Origin of the sequence: Kocuria turfanensis, from assembly GCF_001580365.1 — a bacterium.
Lineage (GTDB): Bacteria > Actinomycetota > Actinomycetes > Actinomycetales > Micrococcaceae > Kocuria > Kocuria turfanensis.
The window spans coordinates 403,068-420,428 of sequence record NZ_CP014480.1 but is presented as its reverse complement, the minus strand read 5'-3'; the positions used below and the strand labels follow the sequence as shown (position 1 = coordinate 420,428).

Below are 17,361 nucleotides of genomic sequence, written 5' to 3'. Positions count from 1 at the left end.
CGGACCCCCGGGTCATGCGGGACCGCGTTCTCCGGACTTCGCACCACCGGCACCGCGACAGGAACAGTAGACTGATCATAAAGAGGGGGTCAGTGAGACTGAGGCGCTTTCTACGCTGACGGAGTCGGCAGCGGCCATCGCGCCAGCCCGGCCACTCTTTCCGAACGGCTTCTCCCATGCCCCCTGATCCTTCTCCCGGTGAGCTGGCCACCGTCTTCGCCCAGCTGCACGGCATGCTCCTGAGCCAGGACGACGCCACCGCCGCGGTGTCCCGGCTGGCCCGCGCGGCCCAGCAGATGATCCCGGCCGCGGCCGGGGCCGGGGTGTCCCTGCTGGATACGGCCGGAACCCGGGTCTCCACCGCGGCCACCGACCCGGTGGTGGAGGCCGCCGACGCCGCCCAGTACGAGCTGGGAACGGGCCCGTGCCTGACTGCCTGGGCCACGCAGGAGCCCCAGCGCATCGAGGACACCACCACCGAGACCCGGTGGGCGGGGTGGGAGGCCGCCGCGGCCGCCTCCGGGATCCGCTCGGTGCTGAGCACTCCCCTGGTCCACCGGGGCCGGGCCCTGGGTGCCTTGAAGGTCTACGCCACCACCCCTGGAGCTTTCGGGCCGGACGAGGAACGCCTGCTGGGGCTGTTCGCCGAGGCGGCGGCCACCCTGCTCGGGGCCGCCCAACCGGTGGAGACGCCCACGCGGCTGAACGAGGCGCTGAAGACGGCCCTGGCCACCCGGGAGACCGTCGGTCTGGCCACCGGTGTGCTCATGGCCCAGGAGCACCTGGCCCCCGAGGCGGCCCGGACCGCGCTGCTGGAGACCGCACGCGCCCAGGGCCGGCGGGTGGCCGAGGTCGCCGCCGAGCTGATCGAAACCGCCACGGACCGCGAGGACTATCAGGAGGAGGAGCACTGATGGCCACGCCGAGGGGTGCCGACGACGAGGCACTCGTCCACGAGCAGGCCCGCCGCCTGCGGGTCACGATGCTCGCCGCCGGTATCGACCGGCCCGAGCTGTGGCTGTACTACTTCAGCATCGGCGGGGACGTGTCCGAGTTCGAGCTCGACGCCTACCTGCACCACTCCCTGGCCCTGCCTCGGCTGCAGCGGGACATGCTCGCCCAGGCCGCCAACGAGATCCTCATCGACCTGGCTCCGCCCAAGGCGCCCTACGCCGCGGATTTGACCGGCGGCCCCACCGTCTCCACCGGGAGATCCGCCGCCGAGGACGGGAACGCTCCCCTCCAGGACCGCAACGCGAAGGACCGCAACGCGAAGCACCGCAATGACCCCCGGATCTAGGCGCTGGGCGGTGTCCACCGGGCACGGACCGGGCAGACACGGCGTCGCACCGACCCCGGAAGAAAGGCAGACCATGACCGATCACCCGACGGGCAGCGCGCCCCTGGCACCCCTGCAGGAGCTGCTGCTCGAGAGCGAGGACATCACCGGCTTCCTCGACGCCTTGACCGCCGGCATCGCCGAGGCCCTGTCCACCGGCGGGGAGCAGGTGTGGTGCGCGGTGACCCTGCTGCGCCCGAAGCGATCCACCACCGTGTCCTCGTCCAGTCCGCAGGCCGAGGCGCTGGACGAGATCCAGTACCACTACGGTGACGGACCGTGCCTGACCGCCGCCCGGGAGCACCGGTTGGTCCACGTGGCCGACACCCGCACCGACCCGCGGTGGCCCGCCTACGGAGCCGCCGCCGCCGAAGCCGGGATCCTCTCGGCCCTGGGCGTGCCCTTCGAGCTGGCCGGGGAGGCCGCCGCGGGTCTGGACGTCTACGCCGATCACCCGGAGGCCTTCGACGAGGCCATCCTCGAGGTGATCCAGGGACAGGTGGCCGCGGCCTCCACCACCCTGCGCCTGGCCGTGCGCATGGCCCGCCACCGGGACACCGAGACGGACCTGAAAACGGCCATGGCGTCCCGGACCACCATCGACCTGGCCGTGGGCATCATCATGGGCCAGAACCGCTGCTCCCAGGACAAAGCCGTCGACATCCTGCGGGCCGCCTCCAACCACCGCAACGTCAAACTGCGCGACCTGGCCGCCCATCTGGTCGCCACCGTGGGGAAGGGCCCGGCCAGCACTCACTTCGATGCCTGACCGGAGCGAGGAGCGCACGCGGTGACGGCGCTCCGGTGCCCAGGCATGGTGGATGAAGGACAGGCCCCCGGCCCCGGGCGACCTGGGTGACCGCCTCCCCGATCTCGATCAGCCGCAGCGCGTTGCCGATCCGGGAATCCCTGGAGGTCCGCCGGCCCCCTGCCCCTACCGCAGCCGGCAACCGTCCGTCCTGAAGCGACCTCGCCAGGTGGACGGTCCGGCCCGTCCCCTACCCGGTGGGTGGGTCGTTCCAGCCGAGCCATTCCGCGGCCCTGAGTGCGATGTCCAGCGGAACGGTGTGGGCGCCGTCGAATTCGAGGTAGGTGACGTCGTAACCGGTGTGCTGCAGAGTCGGCACGATGCGTCTGCTGGTGCGGTCGATGGGCAGGACTGGATCTGTCACCCCGTGGGAGACCAGGATGCGAGGGCGTCCCCGGCGGGGAGCAGGAGGTATGAAGCCCGGAGAGAAAGCGATGAGGTGGCCGAACAGGTCACCATTGGCCAAGCCCAGGCCCAGTGCGTAGGAAGCGCCGTCCGAGAACCCCACGACACCGATCCGCTCGGGATCCACTGCCACGGTGTCGAACGCGCGGTGCAGTGAATGATCGATGACATCGACGTCGGGACCGTAGTCGTTGCGGATCCCGTCCCAGGTCGAACTCCGCGAGACGGGGACGAGGACGGCGGTCCCGTACTGGTCGGCGATCGTCTGCAGCACGGCCAGGCTGCCCTTCGGGAGTCCACCGGCTCCGTGCAGCGCCACCAGCAGAGGCACCGGCCGCGCCGTCTCCGGCCGGTGCGGCACACACAGCATGGTGTCCCCCCGGGACTCCACTGCGAGGGGATGCGTCCCGGGTGTCGACGGGGCGGCTGCACGTCCACCATCAGGGTGCGCCGACAGCGCAGCACGACTTCCACGATGCTCCATGGGTTTCCTCCACATCTGCGCGGCAGGACACGGCTCCGACCCACTCCGCCTCTGATGCCGGTCAGGAGGCCACCACGGCGCCGCGATGTCCACGACTCTAGCGGGCGCGCCGGGTGCCGCGTATGGGACCGGGTCCAGTCTTTCCAGGACCGTCACTCGGTGTGCCGGACAGCAACCCCCACCGCACGTCGCAACTCCGACAGCCGAAGGACACCCGACGACGACGGGCTTGTCCCACGGGTGGTGTCGACGCCATGGGGTGTTCCGAGGGCTCTCAGGCCCATGACGCTGGAACCCGCAGGACCGCCCCTGGCCACCACACCGTCACGGCGAACTCCCCGCCACCTTCTGTGCCATGTCGTCATCCCGGCCTCATCTGCCGAGAACTCTGATCAGCCAGCCCAGCAGAGGAACGACACTGACCACGTCCAGCACACGATCCAGAAGGTGTCCCATCCTCCACCACCAACTCGGATTCTGCGGCGGCTCCTGTCTGGTCTCGATCATGGGGTACGACCCTTCTGCGCTACGACGGACGCGACCGGCAACTCCTACCCCACCCTGCCCGAAGAACCCGCCGGATCTGAGCAGGACTGTCGCAATGTCCAGAGCCTTCCCGAACACTGGCGAACCGGGTGGTCCGGGTGCGACCACCGGAAGATCCTCCTGGCCCTGGCCCTGGCCCTGGCCATCGCTTTCCTCTTCGCGTGCCCATGTCGTGCTGCGCACCGGGAGCTCGCCACGTCTGATTCCTTGATGGAGATGCTGGTGTCCTCAACAGGTCCACCGAGGAGCGCCGTCCGCACCACCGAGTGGGGCGCCGGCCTCCTGGTGGCCGGACTCAACGCGTCACAGCCGTCGTTGTCGACGGGGGGCCCGTCCCTGCTCGGGATCAGCTTCCTTCTGCAGCTCTTCGTGCCGGAGGGCAGCGAGAAGGAAGAGGCCGTCCCGTTCAGCCAGGCCCAGCGACGGACCTGGTGGCGCGGCATCGCCTGCCTTTCGACCGTCGGCGTCGTCGCCATCGGCTCCGCCATCGCCCTGGGCCTGGCCGGCAACGCCCTCGCAGCGTCCTTCCTGGTCCTGTTCGGGGCGCTCGTCGTGATGATGCGCCGACGGCTCGCCCAGCGTCAGGGCGATTCCTGAGCGCGCCACTCCGGCGAGGAACCGAGTGTGCATCACGGCACGAGTGCCGCCCTTCCCGCGCAGGGGGTTCACCGGGCCTCCGGGGACGACCGGGTTTCCCTGCCGTCCGTTCCCCCACCAGGGATCACTCGTTCCCCACGGCCACCACCGCCCCGACCGCGGCGACGATTCCGAAGGCCTCGTGGCCCAGCAGGATCGGGAAGGCGTGCCGGACGCCGTCCACCACCCGGCGGCGGCCGGTCTGGCACGCCCCGCAGACGAGCACGTTCAGCAGCGCCTCCCCGGCCCCGGGCCGGGCACCAGGATGGTTTCGACGATGACGGCGGCGTTCTTCGCCCTGACGGCGACCGCTTCGACCCCGTGCACACGGTGGCTGCCGTTCCGGACGGACGTCGGGTCCACCCGGGGACGCACCCCGGTGTGGTTGGGCTACGGAAGGGCGACGCGGCGAGGACGTCGCGGAACTGTCAGTCGGTGACGTCCAGCTGGAGACCCTCCCAGGGGCCGGCGGTGAGTCGCCCCGAGGCGCCGTAAGGCTGAGGGGTGACGGTGACAGCACTGTCGTGGGCCGAAGCAGGCCTCGAGATGGACCAGTCGTTGAGGATGCCCGTCAGAAGGCGGCGTACACGAGTCATAGTGGATCTCCTGGCGTTGTGATCTTTGTGTCGTTCTGGCAGGGACCGACGTCGCCCCCCGCGCTGCGGAAAGCGGGAAAACCCGCGACCGAGCGGTACGTGGGGAACGGTCGGCCATCGGACGTGGCGTGACATCGGCTGGGGATACGAAACCGGAACAGAACATCTGCAAATAGTGCAACGCTGTGCGTATCGTGCAACACAACGGCATGGGAAAAGTGTCCGCGGGAGCTTGACCCCCTGTCAAGGGATTTCCGAATTCAAGACTCCGAGTCAGGTCATGTCCTGTCAGAAAGAACGTGCACCCGACGGCACCGGACCGCCGTCGTCGACAGGACGACGGGCATGATCGCCCGACAATCTCCTTCGTCGTGGCCGCCCCTCGTTCCTGAGGACCAGGAAGTCAGGGATGGGGGTGACACCCACCGGCGTCCGGTCCGTCGATCGGGCCGACCACGAGTGCGCGCGTACCGGAACCCCTCAGGCAATACCGCGAACCTTGCCGATCATCGGGACTGCAGCAGTCCTGGCGAGGCTCCTCGTACGGCGCGGCTTCCTCGACCAGTGACGCGGAGACGGCTGATCGTCGGTTCGCGCCTGAGCGTGCAGGACCTTCAGGTAGGTCAGGCTTCGGCGGAGCCGAGATGCTGGCACCAGGGCCATGCCTGTCGGGGCGCCGAGAAAGCTCGACCACGGAGAGTCCGGCCGGACGAACATGCCCAGGACGACTCCCCGGATGAAGGAGGCTGGTCGCCGTCGGGTTCTGCGCCATGGTCTCTCGTCACACCCACGACGCTGCGGGCCAGTCCGGCGGGGCACCACGACGCACCGGAGAGGAACCCCTGCTGCCATGCCACGTCACAACTGTCGACGGGAGTCCAGCGCTTTCCGGCAGTGCACGCATTGCCCTGCTCATGTGTTGCATCGCCGGATGCCGAGGTCGACGCTGAACCCGCGCCTTCACATCGCCCATCATGACCGCACCGACGTTGATCACCGCTGCCACGCGCTCGCCGGAGGCCCGGCGGCCGAACCCCCAGAAAATGACCACGGACCAGAAGAAGGCGACGACCTGATGATCGTCGACCTCGAGAGCGGCATGACCCGCAAGCACTGCCGGACGATGTTCGACGTCGTTCCGCTGAGCACTGCTCTCCAGCCGGGATGGCCGGCCGGGACCACCCTGGTCACGGCCGGCGCTCTGCCGTGCGCCCTGGTAGGACTGCCGCCCGGCGGATGATTCAGCGCATTCGTGACCACAGCCACGCCAGGCTCACCGCAACCGGCACCACTGCGACGACGAACGCCAGCACCAAGTTGCCGGACCCCCTCCAGATGATCCATGTGAGCAGCCCCACCAGTACGGTTCCGAAGAGCACCAGCCCTACAGCGAGACCTGCTCCCCCCGTGGTCTCTGCATCCTCGCGTTCCCCCCTCATTGTTCTGAGACTACGACTGTTTCCCGGTACTGGCGGATAAGTCGTCACAATGCTTGCACCATTGGGAACGACGCATCAGCAGGCCCTCTTGGAGAAATCACGACTGCTTGCGTCCGCTAATTCTGTGCCAGTCCCGCGCCCTGCTGGCGGATGTTCTCCTGGCCCGGCGATGAAGCGCCCTGACGTAACCTTCTGGGACTGTCCAATAGACGGTCGGTGTGGTCCGGCGTTTTTCATTTGTGAGCGGTTTCCTGGCACCGTCCGGCGAAGGCAGGAGCAAACGCGGTCCGCGCACACATTGTCCTGGTCGCCGCCATATCCGCCCCGGTCATGTACTGGCAGACCCCGTTATCTTTCCTGCTCCGATGACTCACCGCCGGTTCCGAGACGACGAGCAGAAACCGAACCCGTCGATGTCACGAGGTCCGCCGCCAACCGTCCATATGCGAAGCATGTTTCCGTCGTATCCGGCCCTTTGCATGTGACGTATGGCCGAAAAAGCCCTCTTGCCCTCCATGAACGGGATGAGAGAAAGCCGTGGCAGCTCCCTGATCAGTTCGACGTACGGTTGCCCGATGATTATTTGGTCGAGAACGACCGGTAAACCGGCCCTTCACAAATGAGCATGGGTAGAGGGGTGCGTGGGGACGTTCCGGAGCGCGTGTTGTGAGGCCTGGGTAGAGGTCGAGGCCTCCAGGATGGGTAGCGACCAAGCAACCTGATCCATGAAGGCCTCGACGTGTCTCATGCTATCTGCGCACCCGCGTGCGCGCTCTTCGACCTGACCGACGTCCACGTCCTGACGGTGGAACGCGGGCCACGCTCGTTCACCGTGGTGGCGGAAACCGCCTCATCGCTGGCGGGCTGCCCAGGATGCGGGGTGCTCGCCACCGGTCACGGCCGGCGGGAGGTCCTGCTCCACGATCTGCCGTGTGCCGGAGTGCCCGTGCGGGTGCTGTGGCGCAAGCGGATCCTCCGGTGCCGGGAGGATGCCTGCGAGATCTCGACGTTCAGCGAGGTCCACGAACTCGCCGCGCCACGGGCCAAGCTCACCACCCGCGCGATCGCCTGGGCGGTGACGCAGCTGCGCTCCCACGACATCGCAGTCTCGGCCCTGGCCGAGATGCTCGGGGTCGCCTGGAACACCGTCTGGCACGCGATCGTCCCCGTCATCGAGACCCAGCTGACAGCCGAGGACCGGCTGTCCGGGGTCAACGCCTTGGGCGTCGACGAGCACGTCTGGCGCCATGTGGGTCCGCCCGGCACCGGGCTGGTCACCGGCATCGTGGATCACTCCCGCGGTGAGGACGGCCGGCCCCGGGCGAGGTTGCTGGATCTGGTGCCCGGGCGCACGGGGGCGGCCTACGGCGACTGGCTTGCTACCCAGGGGCCGGGGTTCACGAGCGGGATCCGCACGGCGACGCTGGACCCGTTCCACGGCTACGCCAACGCGATCCGCGACGAGCTCCCGGAGGCGATCACCGTCCTGGACGCCTTCCACGTGGTGAAGCTCGGTGGGCAGGTCGTGGACGAGGTGCGTCGCCGCGTGCAGCAGGACACCCTGGGCCACCGAGGCCGGGCCGGGGACCCGCTCTACGGGATCCGCCGTACCTTGCAGATCGGCGCCGAGCACCTCACCGCCAAGCAGATCACCCGGCTCAACGCGAAGCTGGTGGCTGGGGACCCGCACCATGAGGTGACCCTGGCCTGGCACTGCTACCAGAAGCTGCGCGCCGTCTACCACGCCCGCCCCGAGCACGGGCGCCGGCTCGTCGCCGAGGTCCTCGATGCGTTCCCCACCTGCCCGATTCCGGAGGTCGCCCGGCTCGGCCGCACTCTGCGGCGGTGGAAGGCTGCGATCCTGGCCTACTTCGACACCTCCGGGGCCTCGAACGGGCCCACCGAGGCCGTGAACGGGGTGATCGAGACGATGCGCAGGGTCGCCCGCGGGTTCCGTAACTTCGAGAACTACCGTCTACGCGCCCTGCTCGCCGCCGGCGGACACCGGCCGTGGAGAAAGACACCTACCCATGCTCATTTGTGAAGGGCCCCTAATCGTCGCAACCCGCACCGCCCCCGACTGCACCCGGCCGGGTCGGCCGGAATCCGGAAACGGGCCTGCGGGCTCTTCCAAGGACAGCGGTTGGTCGCCGTGGCCGACCCGGCACTGCGCTGGCCCAGCGGAGCGCACGCCTCCATCGGCGTGCTCCAGGTCAGGGCCGCCGACCATGGACACGGCTGCGCCCGGGACCTCCACGAACACCTGCACGCCACCATCGCGGCGGCGCGAGCGATCACCACGCTGCGGCTGAGCATCGTGGAGACGAATCTCGACGTCGCTGCCCCCTCCCGGGAAGCGCTCGGGTACCGCGCCACCGGAGAGACCAAGCTGGGGGCCATCGCCCAAGGCCGGAGGCTCACCGCTCACCTCTCCGAACGCCCCGTGCGCCCATAGGACGCCACTCCCCTGCCCGCGGTCCTGCTGCCGATCCCGTCCGCCGCGCTGCCAGGGTCTGCTCGGTCCCGGGCTGCCCTGCCGCCCGGGGCGCCGCCGGGGGCTGCTGCTCGAGCAGGGACGGTCTTCTGCACACCATCCCGGTGGGTGGGGTGTCGGTGGTGCGGTGGCCTGAGCGGGCGGCCTCCACGGTGGCGACCAGGGCGTGCGTGCCGGCCTCTCTGATCGGGGTGTCCCGCGAGTAGGGTCGAGGCCACCGAACAGGAACGCCAAGTGCAACCGCCTCGTCCGCCTGTACAACGCTGGCGGGCTCGCTGCCCAGATGATGCTGAAGTCATCACGGGGCTCACGACTCCGGACAGGCTGGGCCTCCGAAAGTCCGACCGGCAGTTGAGCGAGAAGCAGATCAGTGAGTGTGCTGAAGGTGGAGCTGCCGATCGTCACCAGGTGTCGTCCGCGGTGTGCAACAGCTGCAGGTAGATCCAGCCGCGGCGGGCCCGGATCACCTGGAGCGTCCAGATCAGCACGATGAGGGCTCCGACGATCGCCCACCAGGGGCTCGAGCGGATGATCGCCGTAATGATCAGGCCGGCCACGCCCGCCAGCATCAGGGCCGCCGCCTCCAGCTGCTGGCACGCGAAAGCGCCGGCGGTGATCCGGGCGCGCGGATTCTCCGGGAGCCGGCGGGAGACGGCGGCGAACAGCAGCCACCGCTGCATCGCGCCCCGATCGACGTCCACCCCGAGCCGCGGCCTGGGGGCACGCACGAGGGCGTGCAGGACACTCGCCACCGTGATCAGCAAGATCAGCGGGAGATGACTCCAGTTCCCGAGCGCATCGCCGTGCCCCTCCAGAGTCCACTGCACCACCAGCGGAACACCGGCCGCCAGCAGGAGCACGGCCGGCACCGAGTGCGCGAGGACCCGGCCCACGGTAGGCACCGGGACGGCGTCGACCTGTCGGACGCCACCATCTACAGCGAGGGCATGGGCGTGGGGATGCAGGGCCTGGTAATTGGCCCAGTGACGACGCAGCTGCACGGCGGCGGCCGCCGCGAGTCCCACCGCTCCGCCACTGGCCGCGAACCAGGAGTACCCGGGCCGGACCCCGGCGCCGAGGGCCATGCCGAGAAGGACTGCACCCCAGAACACGAGAGCTGCGATGTTGTTGCAGGCGGAGACGACCACAGCGCGGCGCACCAGCGGATCGTCCGGGACAGGGCCCTTCCGGGGGATCGCGGACAGCGCCCGTTCCATGTGCTTGCGCTCGGTACGGGTCCTGCCCTCAGGCGGCGTGGCCCTGGCGTAGTGGCCGAGCAGAGCGATCAGGCCGACCAGCGCGATGACCGGCACCGGCCACCAGCGGACCCGCGCGTCACCGGCGTCGTCCATCAGCCACCAGGCCAGCAGCGGAATGCCGAGCACCGCCACCACAGCCCCGGGCAGCGCGCCTGCAACGACCCGGCCGGCGGAGGGTACGGGCACATCAGCGGTCTGCTGGGCGGGCTGGTCCATGGCGCTGACGCTACCGGCCGGTACCGCTCGAGCGCGCGGGCCACAAGTGGGGAACACCAATGCCGATCTCGGCCTGCCACGATGCGAGCGTCAGCGGGTCCGGGCACGGCGCCCATGACGGTCACAACGCCCGGGTGCGTCCTATGGTGAGCAGGTGCCACCCCTGTTCGACGCTTCCGCGCGCCACCGTGCTGTGAGGCACACCGTTCTCACCCTGGTGGGGATGTGCCTCGTTCTTGCCGTGGGCGCGGCCACGTTCCTGTCCGCGCAGATGAGCGTGCGCACCCCCTTCGATGCCTGGTGGCAGCATCTTCAGATCGTGGAGCGGCAACTGGGGCGGCTCGACGGGGTCGACCGGGCGGTGCTGACGGTGGAGACACCGTACTGGATCAACCGGTCCCTGCACGGGGCCTGGCCGCCTCGCTCCGGGACCCTGGACCTGCGCCTGGACGACAGCACGGATCAGGACCGGCTGATGCAGCTGCTGCCGAAGGCGCACCGCCTCATCGCCGAGCACGACTGGCCGATTCATGAGGGCCACCGCGTGGGTCCCGAGGAAGGCCCCGACGAGGTGACGTTCCCGGTCGACCCGGCCACGTGGGAGGTCGTGGTCTTCTCCGGGCCCGACCGCCTCGAGACGACCGGAGGTCCCCTGTCGGTCCTGCCGCTGGCCCGCCAGTGGACGGACGCGACCCGGGACGCCACGGACCGCCTGGAGACGTCCTCCCCCGTGGGCAACAGCAGCGCCACCCTGATCGGCTACAGGGACGTGGATCTGGCCTCGGAAGCCTCGGTCCAGGACTTCCTCGACGCCCGCCGAGCGATGCACGATGAGGTGCAGCTCATCGGCCGGCAGGGCAACACCACCGTGCTGGCCGAGGCCCCGACGGGCAAGGGCAGGGTCACGGCCGCCGACATCGTCGCCGGCGCACGGTTGGGCAGGGCCGAAGGAATCCGCACCCTGGACATCGGCTACGGAGGCGAGGACGGCCGCTTGAGCTTCTGGGCGGAGACCCGAGACGAGTTCGGCAAGCTCTCCAACGGCCCTCTGCCCGAGTCCACCCTGACGACCGCGGCCGAGCTGCACGACCTGCTCGCCGGACACCACGTTCGGCACACCATCATCGTCGCCGTCCCCGGCCATGCACACACCTGGCCCGCCCGGATCGAGGAGGTCAGCGAGTAACCCCTGCTGTCACGAGCCGCGCGACGTAGGCACCTCCTATCGTCTTCTCGACGGTCAGCACCGCCCCGTGTGTGGTTCGCCGAAGCACAAGTGTGTCTGTCGGATCAGCCCTGCACCAGGAAGGCATGAACGAGGTGTCAATCCCCTCCTCGACGTCGTACCTGCCACAGGACAGGTGGGAAGGCAGCAGGCACATGGAGATGTTCTGGCCACCGGTCATCATCGGCCCCGTGGCCATCATCATCGGCGTCCTCATCGTGACGTTCCGCAAGTCGCTGGCTTCGGGCACTGCCGAGGCGCAGCGGGCGATGTTCGGGCGGTTCGGCGAGCTCGTCGCGAATCAGTCGAGGCCCTCAGGCGCGCTGATCGCCGGCATCGGCTTCATCCTCATCGGTATCGCGGCGATCCGGATGGGTCTGCTCATCCCACCCGGGCAGTGGTGAGACGGCGATCCTGCTGGGCATCGTCACGCCATGACCCGAACCCGACTGCGCCGATGCATGCGCGGCAACCGGCCAAGGCTTCAGGGGTGCTCGGCCTCCACGAAGCCGCCGCTCCTCGGAGCCCTGTCGGCAGCCACGAGGCCTCGTCACTCCGATCCGGCGCCTGAGGGCAGACGGCTGCGCCTCACCGGTGAGCTGTTCTCCTGACCCGGCGCAACCGGAACAGTTGCACCGCGATGAGCGCGCCGAACAGCAACGCCATGACACCGACCAAGGTCACCACGACCGCCGCACCGAAGGCTTCGGCACCCAACGCCCACACCGCGGACCCCGCGCACACCACGGTCACGACGACCAGGACACCGAGGATCCGCCGCCACCGCCGCTGCTGGACCGGGGTGACCTTCGTGGCCCACTGGGGATCGCTGTCGGGGGCGAAGAGCATGAAGAAGGCATTGCCCACGAACAAGGCCGACAGACCGATCATCAGCCGAGGGTCGGAGAGCAGCGTGGCGATCCACAGGGTTCCCGCAGCCAGGAGGAGCGCCACCGGCGTGTACCCGTATCGCCACCGTGCCCGCGTCAGACTCATGCGCCGGCCGTTGGACCAGCCGACCAGCAACAGCACCCCGTGCAGCAGCGCCGCCAGGGCCGCGAAGGCTCCCACCCACCCCGCGGTCCGGTCCTCCACAGGATCAGCCGGTGGCAGGAGCCAGATGGCCAGAAGGGCAGCCACCCCGGCTGCCGTCGTCACCGCCCCGCCGGCCAGCCGAAGTCCCCTGCCGCGGTCCCGGTCGGGTCTGTCCATCCCGTTCCCCTGCCTTGGACGGTTCTGCGCCCATTCCCCCGGAGCCGATGACGACCCCGAGTGTGCACATGCTAAACCGTGCGGTTGGCGGTCAAGGAGTGTGCGCTTGTGGGGACACGAGCTCGCACGGTCGAGAAACCACGTCGGCGGCGGACCTCAGGAGCCCGTCCCCCTGGAACTGGCCCCGGGTGGAGAGAACTGTCGACGGTCGGCTCGCGCCCCCATCATGTAGCTGAGGCTCATCAGGAAGAAGGCCACAAACGCCCCCAGCGACTGCCAGTTCTGCTCGACCGCGGAAAGCACACCGAGGGCACCGAAGAGCACGGAGCCGACCACACCGACACCGATCATGGCCTGGATTCGGTGAGGACGTGTGGCGATGAGCTCGACGTACCGCTGATGTTGCCGCGGTTGCTCGAACATCGCGGCCACGGGGAACGCCACCAGGAAGGGGAACAGCGGGACACCGGCCATGGTGGGCTCATTCCAGCTGCTGAGCAGCATCAGCACCCCGGCGACCGGCCACCACACCAGCATGATCCGGGTGGACCGTCGTCGGCTCAGATGCCGGGGCGCCCGGCGGAGAACACCGCCGATGAGCAGGACGCCGAGAATGACCGCCATGACCCCCGTCAGCATGCCGAGCCAGGGTGCAAAAGACTCCGAGGTGGCCGACGAGGTCAGGTGCCCGAGGCTCCACCACACGGGCACCGCCCCTGCGGCGATCAGGAACAACCCGCTCAGCACCGTCAGCTGCGCCCACCGTCGCTGGTGCACCCACCACCCCCAGGTCTGGTCGGTCCTTCGTCTTGCCGCCCCGCATCAACATCCATCGTATGTGCAAGAGTTAACGATCGTCGTGATTGCGGAGGGGCATGTGCTGACAGCGACCGCGCGCGTCCGGAACCTCTACCCCGACACCACAGTCGGGCCGGAACCAACGGTCTTGTGATCGCGGGCCGAATCAGCGCCTTGTCCGGCACGCGCATTCGCAGTGACGACCTTCAGGCCCGCCCGCCGATCGTGTCCGCGCGCACGTGTCTGAGCAGCGTGGAAGCCTACCCGATAGAGGCGGGACGATGACCGAACCGGCGAACTCCAGACCAGCCATCCCCTGGAAGGCGCTGCTGCTGGAGATACCAGGCGCTTTCATCCTGGTCGCCGTGAGCATCTGGGCCGGCTGCCCCTGGGCGGTCGTGGCGATGCTGGCGGCCATCCCCGTGGCGATCCTGCTCCTGGCGGTGCTCCTCGCGCGCAGAACAACACGGGCCCGGGATGGCGCCTACGGGCTCACTACCCGGGGCGCACACAGCGAAGCCTCCCTGACCCTGGACCTGCCGATGGAACGGGTCGTGCGGGTGGTCGATGACGCTTCCCACACGATCCGGCGGCCGCGGCGAACGAGACTGTCCCCGACCGGCGCTGAGTTCGACAGCCCGGGCAACGTCAAGACCTGGGGCATGCGCATCTTGCTGGAGTACCGCTCGATCACACCGGACCGGACCCCGATCGTCGCATCAGGACCGCACCACACCGGCGTCACTCACCGCATGAGACGACGACCGCAGCCGAAACGGCGGGCGGACAGCACGGCTCAGACTCACCTCTCTGCATGTTCCGGCAACTCCGGCTCCCGACACGGGACACGCCAAGTATTAACGATTGCCAACGACTACTACTGGGCCGTACGGTGAGCTCGCAGCAGCTCTTCGCTCGCGGTACCGGCTCCCCCGAGCTTGTGCTCGCCTGCACGACGGAGGGCCAGCGACTTCGCCTGCTCCCCCGCTTCGCTGCGACCCGGCCCAGGTGCGGGTTCGCGCGCTGGTGCACCCCGGGGACCGTCCCCGGGCCACCTTGGAAGAGCAGGAGAGACAGGGCATGGCCACGATGAACACGACCGTCAAGAGATGGATGGCCACAGGGTCCTCCGCCACGCTGCTGGTAGGGGGACTGGTGCTGGGCGCCCCGGCTGCCGTGGCCGCACCCGACGACGCCGCCTGCCTGCGGGCTTCGGGACAGTTCACGTCGGCCCTGGCCGGGGCCGGGATCACCGCTGTCTCGGTCTCCCAGCTCGAACAGGCAGCCGAGGCCGTGGTCGTGGCCGAGGAGCAGTTCTTCGCCCTGACGGATGCCGCCGCCGGGGAGCTGGAGGTGCAGCTGGAGGCCGCCTGGGTCGAGCTGGAAGCAGCCGAGACCGCCGAGGACCCGGAGGCCATCGCGGCCGCCGAGGCTCGTATCGCCGACCTGGAGACCGCGATCGAGGCGGCCCTGGACACCCCGGAGATCCTCGCCGCCGAACAGGCTCTCTTCGACGCCACCGATGCCCTGGACGTGCAGCTGAGCATGCTGACCCTGGACGAGGCGACGGCCGAGCGGATCCTGGCGCTGTTCCAGCAGTTCCTCGCCGCCTGCGACGCAGCCGGGACCGGCACCCCGATCACCACCCCCGTGGCGGTTCCGGCTCCTGTCGCTCCGGCTGCTCCTGTCCCCGTTGTCACCGCGCCCACCCCGGCGCCGGTCGCAGCACCGGTCCCGGCCGCAGTGCCGGTTGCCCCCGTGGTGACCGCACCGGAGCAGGCCGCGCCGATGGGCATGAATCCGGGCCTGAACATGCAAACCGCCGCAACGGCCCACCATGAGCACCCCGGTGCCGCCCTGGTCGCGGGTCTGCTGGCGGCCGGGATCGCGGTGCCGGCCGCGGTGGCCGTACGGATGCTCCGGCTCCAGCGCCACCGCCCCTGATCTGTGCCTCGTCCTGGGGACCGCCGACCGGCGGTCCCCAGGAGGACATCGGTGCCGCGAGAAGGCCCCCACGACACATCTCCCGGCGCCTGGTACAGAGAGCCGCTCCTGCGCCGTTCCACGCGCGGAAAGCAGCCGATGGACAACGAGATGCCCAGCGGAATCTCGCGGGGCCCGGCCAGCACGCCGAGGGGTCAAAGACGGGTGGCCAGAACGGCGCGTCCACGGGCGGGAATGCCGCCGATCAGCTGCTGCTCCGCGGCGGTGAAGAACGGCCGGTAGTGCTCCCCCACCGGAGTGATGGAGGGGAGGGTGTTGCCGTAGAACAGCTTGTCGTAGCACCGCTGGGCCTTCTCGCCGTCATCCTCGAGCGTGGCCCCGAGGCTGCGGGCGATGTCGCCGTAGAGATTTCACGCGTGCAAGATCCGGGTGCAGATCTCCTCGGAGGCCGGCAGCTCCAGCAGCTGCTCCAGCCCGTCCAGGTTCCACCGGTCGGCCTCGGTGCCCTCCAGGACCAGACCATGCTCGATCGCCAGCTCCACCAGCGCCTCAGTAGTGGACGCCGTGTCGAGCCCGGGTACTGGAGGGGTGGTGTCACAATGTGCCGTGGCCCAGAAGAAGCAGTCCCGGAAGAAGCTGCTCGCGACCCTGCGCGAGTCCCTGGAGACCAGCACCCCGGTGCAGCTGCGGCGTGCGGTCGAACCCGAGGAAGTCCTGCAGGGCGTTGCACTCGAGCTCTCCGAGGACTGGGTGCTGCTGGCAGGCCTGCGCGAGGGGGCCTACCTCAACGGCTACCAGATCCTTCGGGTGAAAGACCTCGTGGACGTGGTGCCGGAAACCCGGTTCCTGCCCTTCCTGCAGCGCCGCCGGCCCTGGCCCCCGGCGCGGCCCGCCGTCGATCTCGAGCTGTCCGATCTGCGCTCGATCATCACTGCCGGGGCGGCCGCAGCCGAGGTCGTGTCCATCTCCCGGGAGACCAAGCGCCCCGGGACGGTGCTCATCGGCGCACCGATCGAATGGACCAGGAAGTCCCTGTGGCTGCTGCCCATCACGCCCCAGTGCCGCTGGGAGCAGCACCTGGTCCAGGTCAAGCTCAAGGACCTCACCCAGGTCGGCTTCGGCGGCGACTACGAAGCGGCCGTGCTGGACGTTGCTGGCCCAGTGCCACCGCGCACCGATCCGGCACCCGCCCTGACCTGAGCCGACGACGCAGGCCCAAACCAGGAGCCAACCCCCGCTGGATCACAGCGGTGGGTCGAGAGACTCGTCGACGGCGTGGATCTCGTTGGTGAGGCTGGCGCCCTCGGTGCCGTCCAGCGGGGTGAGGTCCACGACGATGCCGGTGCCCACGTCCAGGTGCACCCGGTACACCGTGGCCAGGTCACCGGTCAGGGTCGGGTCCTCAGGCCCGTATTCGTAAGTGCGGGCCGCCGGGCTGTCCAGCAACGGGCAGCACCCGCACCGCGGGACGTAGCCGCCCGACCAGTCCTCGCCCCGCCCGGCCAGCGGCCGGCAGGTCGCCGCCCAGGTCGCCCGACCCCTCAGCACGGTCGCGGTGACGTCGTCGATATCTACGCCCTGGCACAGCTCCACCGGGTCGAGCATCGCCGTCCACCGGTAGTCCCGCCACATCGGGTCGCCGTGGTCGAGGTGCCGGTCCTCCGGCCGCTGGGCGGCCACCCCGTCCGGGCGCAGCATCGTCCCGGCCGGGGGCGGGAACAGCTCAGCGTCCGTCCTGCTCCCGGCCCCGCCGTCGGGCGCACCCTCGGCAACGTCGACCCCCTCAGCGGTGCGCACGACCACCCGGTGCCGGGCCCGGTCGAGCCAGGCCTCCACCGGCCCGCCCTCGGCGGTGGCCCCACCGTGGCCCTGCCGCCGGTGGGTGAAGTGCACCGTGGTGAACCGCCAGGGCGAGCTGGCAGCCAGGGCACGGAAGTCGGACGCCTCAGGCATATCAGGA

Annotated in this window: 20 protein-coding genes; 12 read left to right on the top strand and 8 right to left on the bottom strand. The window is 69.5% G+C overall.

All coding sequences use genetic code 11. The features are described from left to right. Positions 1-176 precede the first annotated feature (176 nt). The 3 genes from AYX06_RS01885 (at position 177) to AYX06_RS01875 (ending at position 2,108) form a co-directional block, all read left to right on the top strand. The gene (locus tag AYX06_RS01885) at positions 177-914 is read left to right on the top strand and encodes a GAF and ANTAR domain-containing protein (protein WP_062733915.1); all 738 of its coding nucleotides are present in this window, start codon (positions 177-179) and stop codon (positions 912-914) included. Then, positions 914-1,300 (top strand): hypothetical protein, encoded by a 387-nt coding sequence (locus AYX06_RS01880; protein ID WP_186815686.1) that lies wholly within the window; start codon positions 914-916, stop codon positions 1,298-1,300. Before AYX06_RS01885 ends, AYX06_RS01880 begins: the two co-directional genes overlap by 1 nt. 73 nt (positions 1,301-1,373) lie before the next feature. Continuing rightward, positions 1,374-2,108, top strand: coding sequence for a GAF and ANTAR domain-containing protein (locus AYX06_RS01875; protein WP_062733912.1), 735 nt, complete (start codon positions 1,374-1,376; stop codon positions 2,106-2,108). A 229-nt stretch (positions 2,109-2,337) separates the two neighbouring features. On the opposite strand, the gene AYX06_RS01870 is transcribed toward AYX06_RS01875, so the two are convergent. Continuing rightward, positions 2,338-2,826: an alpha/beta hydrolase gene (locus tag AYX06_RS01870; RefSeq protein ID WP_147017837.1), complete on the bottom strand. Its 489-nt coding sequence runs from the start codon at positions 2,824-2,826 to the stop codon at positions 2,338-2,340. Between the two features lie 978 nt (positions 2,827-3,804). Here AYX06_RS01870 and AYX06_RS01865 point away from each other — a divergent pair. Continuing rightward, on the top strand, positions 3,805-4,179 hold the full coding sequence (locus AYX06_RS01865; RefSeq protein ID WP_157093446.1) for a hypothetical protein: 375 nt from the start codon (positions 3,805-3,807) through the stop codon (positions 4,177-4,179). Positions 4,180-4,303: 124 nt separating this feature from the next. Here the strand turns inward: AYX06_RS01865 and AYX06_RS20130 are convergent, their stop codons facing one another. After that, positions 4,304-4,444, bottom strand: a complete 141-nt coding sequence (locus AYX06_RS20130; RefSeq protein WP_186815685.1) for an alcohol dehydrogenase catalytic domain-containing protein — start codon at positions 4,442-4,444, stop codon at positions 4,304-4,306. Between the two features lie 202 nt (positions 4,445-4,646). Continuing rightward, a complete protein-coding gene (locus AYX06_RS20125) occupies positions 4,647-4,814 on the bottom strand; it encodes a hypothetical protein (RefSeq protein WP_186815684.1) in 168 nt (55 codons plus the stop codon). Between the two features lie 931 nt (positions 4,815-5,745). On the opposite strand from AYX06_RS20125, the gene AYX06_RS19640 reads away from it, so the two are divergent. From AYX06_RS19640 to AYX06_RS01855, 3 genes are all read left to right on the top strand, one after another. Beyond that, on the top strand, positions 5,746-6,054 hold the full coding sequence (locus AYX06_RS19640) for a hypothetical protein (protein WP_147017836.1): 309 nt from the start codon (positions 5,746-5,748) through the stop codon (positions 6,052-6,054). Positions 6,055-6,971: 917 nt separating this feature from the next. Then, positions 6,972-8,297 (top strand): ISL3 family transposase, encoded by a 1,326-nt coding sequence (locus AYX06_RS01860; protein ID WP_147017834.1) that lies wholly within the window; start codon positions 6,972-6,974, stop codon positions 8,295-8,297. Positions 8,298-8,405: 108 nt separating this feature from the next. Further along, on the top strand, positions 8,406-8,708 hold the full coding sequence (locus tag AYX06_RS01855) for a hypothetical protein (RefSeq protein WP_147017833.1): 303 nt from the start codon (positions 8,406-8,408) through the stop codon (positions 8,706-8,708). 440 nt (positions 8,709-9,148) lie between these two features. Here AYX06_RS01855 and AYX06_RS01850 read toward each other — a convergent pair whose 3' ends face one another. Continuing rightward, positions 9,149-10,222 carry a hypothetical protein gene (locus tag AYX06_RS01850; RefSeq protein WP_062733906.1) on the bottom strand — a complete coding sequence of 358 codons (1,074 nt, stop codon included), beginning with the start codon at positions 10,220-10,222 and terminating at the stop codon, positions 9,149-9,151. A gap of 193 nt (positions 10,223-10,415) precedes the next feature. Here AYX06_RS01850 and AYX06_RS01845 point away from each other — a divergent pair, with 193 nt between their 5' ends. Both AYX06_RS01845 and AYX06_RS01840 read left to right on the top strand, forming a co-directional pair. Further along, on the top strand, positions 10,416-11,408 hold the full coding sequence (locus AYX06_RS01845) for a hypothetical protein (RefSeq protein WP_147017831.1): 993 nt from the start codon (positions 10,416-10,418) through the stop codon (positions 11,406-11,408). 125 nt (positions 11,409-11,533) lie between these two features. Continuing rightward, positions 11,534-11,851: a hypothetical protein gene (locus AYX06_RS01840; protein ID WP_062733902.1), complete on the top strand. Its 318-nt coding sequence runs from the start codon at positions 11,534-11,536 to the stop codon at positions 11,849-11,851. A 184-nt stretch (positions 11,852-12,035) separates the two neighbouring features. Here AYX06_RS01840 and AYX06_RS01835 read toward each other — a convergent pair whose 3' ends face one another. Both AYX06_RS01835 and AYX06_RS01830 read right to left on the bottom strand, forming a co-directional pair. After that, entirely contained in the window at positions 12,036-12,542 is a 507-nt protein-coding gene (locus AYX06_RS01835) for a hypothetical protein (RefSeq protein ID WP_157093445.1), read from the bottom strand. A gap of 273 nt (positions 12,543-12,815) precedes the next feature. Further along, positions 12,816-13,394 (bottom strand): hypothetical protein, encoded by a 579-nt coding sequence (locus AYX06_RS01830; RefSeq protein ID WP_157093444.1) that lies wholly within the window; start codon positions 13,392-13,394, stop codon positions 12,816-12,818. 344 nt (positions 13,395-13,738) lie between these two features. Between AYX06_RS01830 and AYX06_RS01825 the strand changes: the two genes are divergently transcribed. After that, positions 13,739-14,353, top strand: coding sequence for a hypothetical protein (locus AYX06_RS01825; protein WP_062733893.1), 615 nt, complete (start codon positions 13,739-13,741; stop codon positions 14,351-14,353). 184 nt (positions 14,354-14,537) lie between these two features. Next, entirely contained in the window at positions 14,538-15,401 is an 864-nt protein-coding gene (locus tag AYX06_RS01820) for a hypothetical protein (protein ID WP_062733890.1), read from the top strand. A 410-nt stretch (positions 15,402-15,811) separates the two neighbouring features. Here the strand turns inward: AYX06_RS01820 and AYX06_RS20700 are convergent, their stop codons facing one another. Continuing rightward, complete coding sequence (locus AYX06_RS20700) at positions 15,812-15,943, bottom strand: hypothetical protein (protein WP_261775446.1); 132 nt, start codon at positions 15,941-15,943, stop codon at positions 15,812-15,814. Positions 15,944-16,007: 64 nt separating this feature from the next. Between AYX06_RS20700 and AYX06_RS01815 the strand changes: the two genes are divergently transcribed. Continuing rightward, positions 16,008-16,601 (top strand): hypothetical protein, encoded by a 594-nt coding sequence (locus tag AYX06_RS01815; protein ID WP_062733888.1) that lies wholly within the window; start codon positions 16,008-16,010, stop codon positions 16,599-16,601. 42 nt (positions 16,602-16,643) lie between these two features. On the opposite strand, the gene AYX06_RS01810 is transcribed toward AYX06_RS01815, so the two are convergent. Beyond that, the gene (locus AYX06_RS01810; protein ID WP_062733886.1) at positions 16,644-17,354 is read right to left on the bottom strand and encodes a hypothetical protein; all 711 of its coding nucleotides are present in this window, start codon (positions 17,352-17,354) and stop codon (positions 16,644-16,646) included. Positions 17,355-17,361: the final 7 nt, after the last annotated feature.

Coding starts and splice junctions, on each gene's coding strand:
- AYX06_RS01825 (WP_062733893.1), top strand. CDS start 13,739: ATGACCGAACCGGCGAACTCCAGACCAGCCATCCCCTGGAAGGCGCTG.
- AYX06_RS01850 (WP_062733906.1), bottom strand. CDS start 10,222: ATGGACCAGCCCGCCCAGCAGACCGCTGATGTGCCCGTACCCTCCGCC.
- AYX06_RS01880 (WP_186815686.1), top strand. CDS start 914: ATGGCCACGCCGAGGGGTGCCGACGACGAGGCACTCGTCCACGAGCAG.
- AYX06_RS01875 (WP_062733912.1), top strand. CDS start 1,374: ATGACCGATCACCCGACGGGCAGCGCGCCCCTGGCACCCCTGCAGGAG.
- AYX06_RS19640 (WP_147017836.1), top strand. CDS start 5,746: ATGCCGAGGTCGACGCTGAACCCGCGCCTTCACATCGCCCATCATGAC.
- AYX06_RS01885 (WP_062733915.1), top strand. CDS start 177: ATGCCCCCTGATCCTTCTCCCGGTGAGCTGGCCACCGTCTTCGCCCAG.
- AYX06_RS20125 (WP_186815684.1), bottom strand. CDS start 4,814: ATGACTCGTGTACGCCGCCTTCTGACGGGCATCCTCAACGACTGGTCC.
- AYX06_RS01810 (WP_062733886.1), bottom strand. CDS start 17,354: ATGCCTGAGGCGTCCGACTTCCGTGCCCTGGCTGCCAGCTCGCCCTGG.
- AYX06_RS01840 (WP_062733902.1), top strand. CDS start 11,534: ATGAACGAGGTGTCAATCCCCTCCTCGACGTCGTACCTGCCACAGGAC.
- AYX06_RS01820 (WP_062733890.1), top strand. CDS start 14,538: ATGGCCACGATGAACACGACCGTCAAGAGATGGATGGCCACAGGGTCC.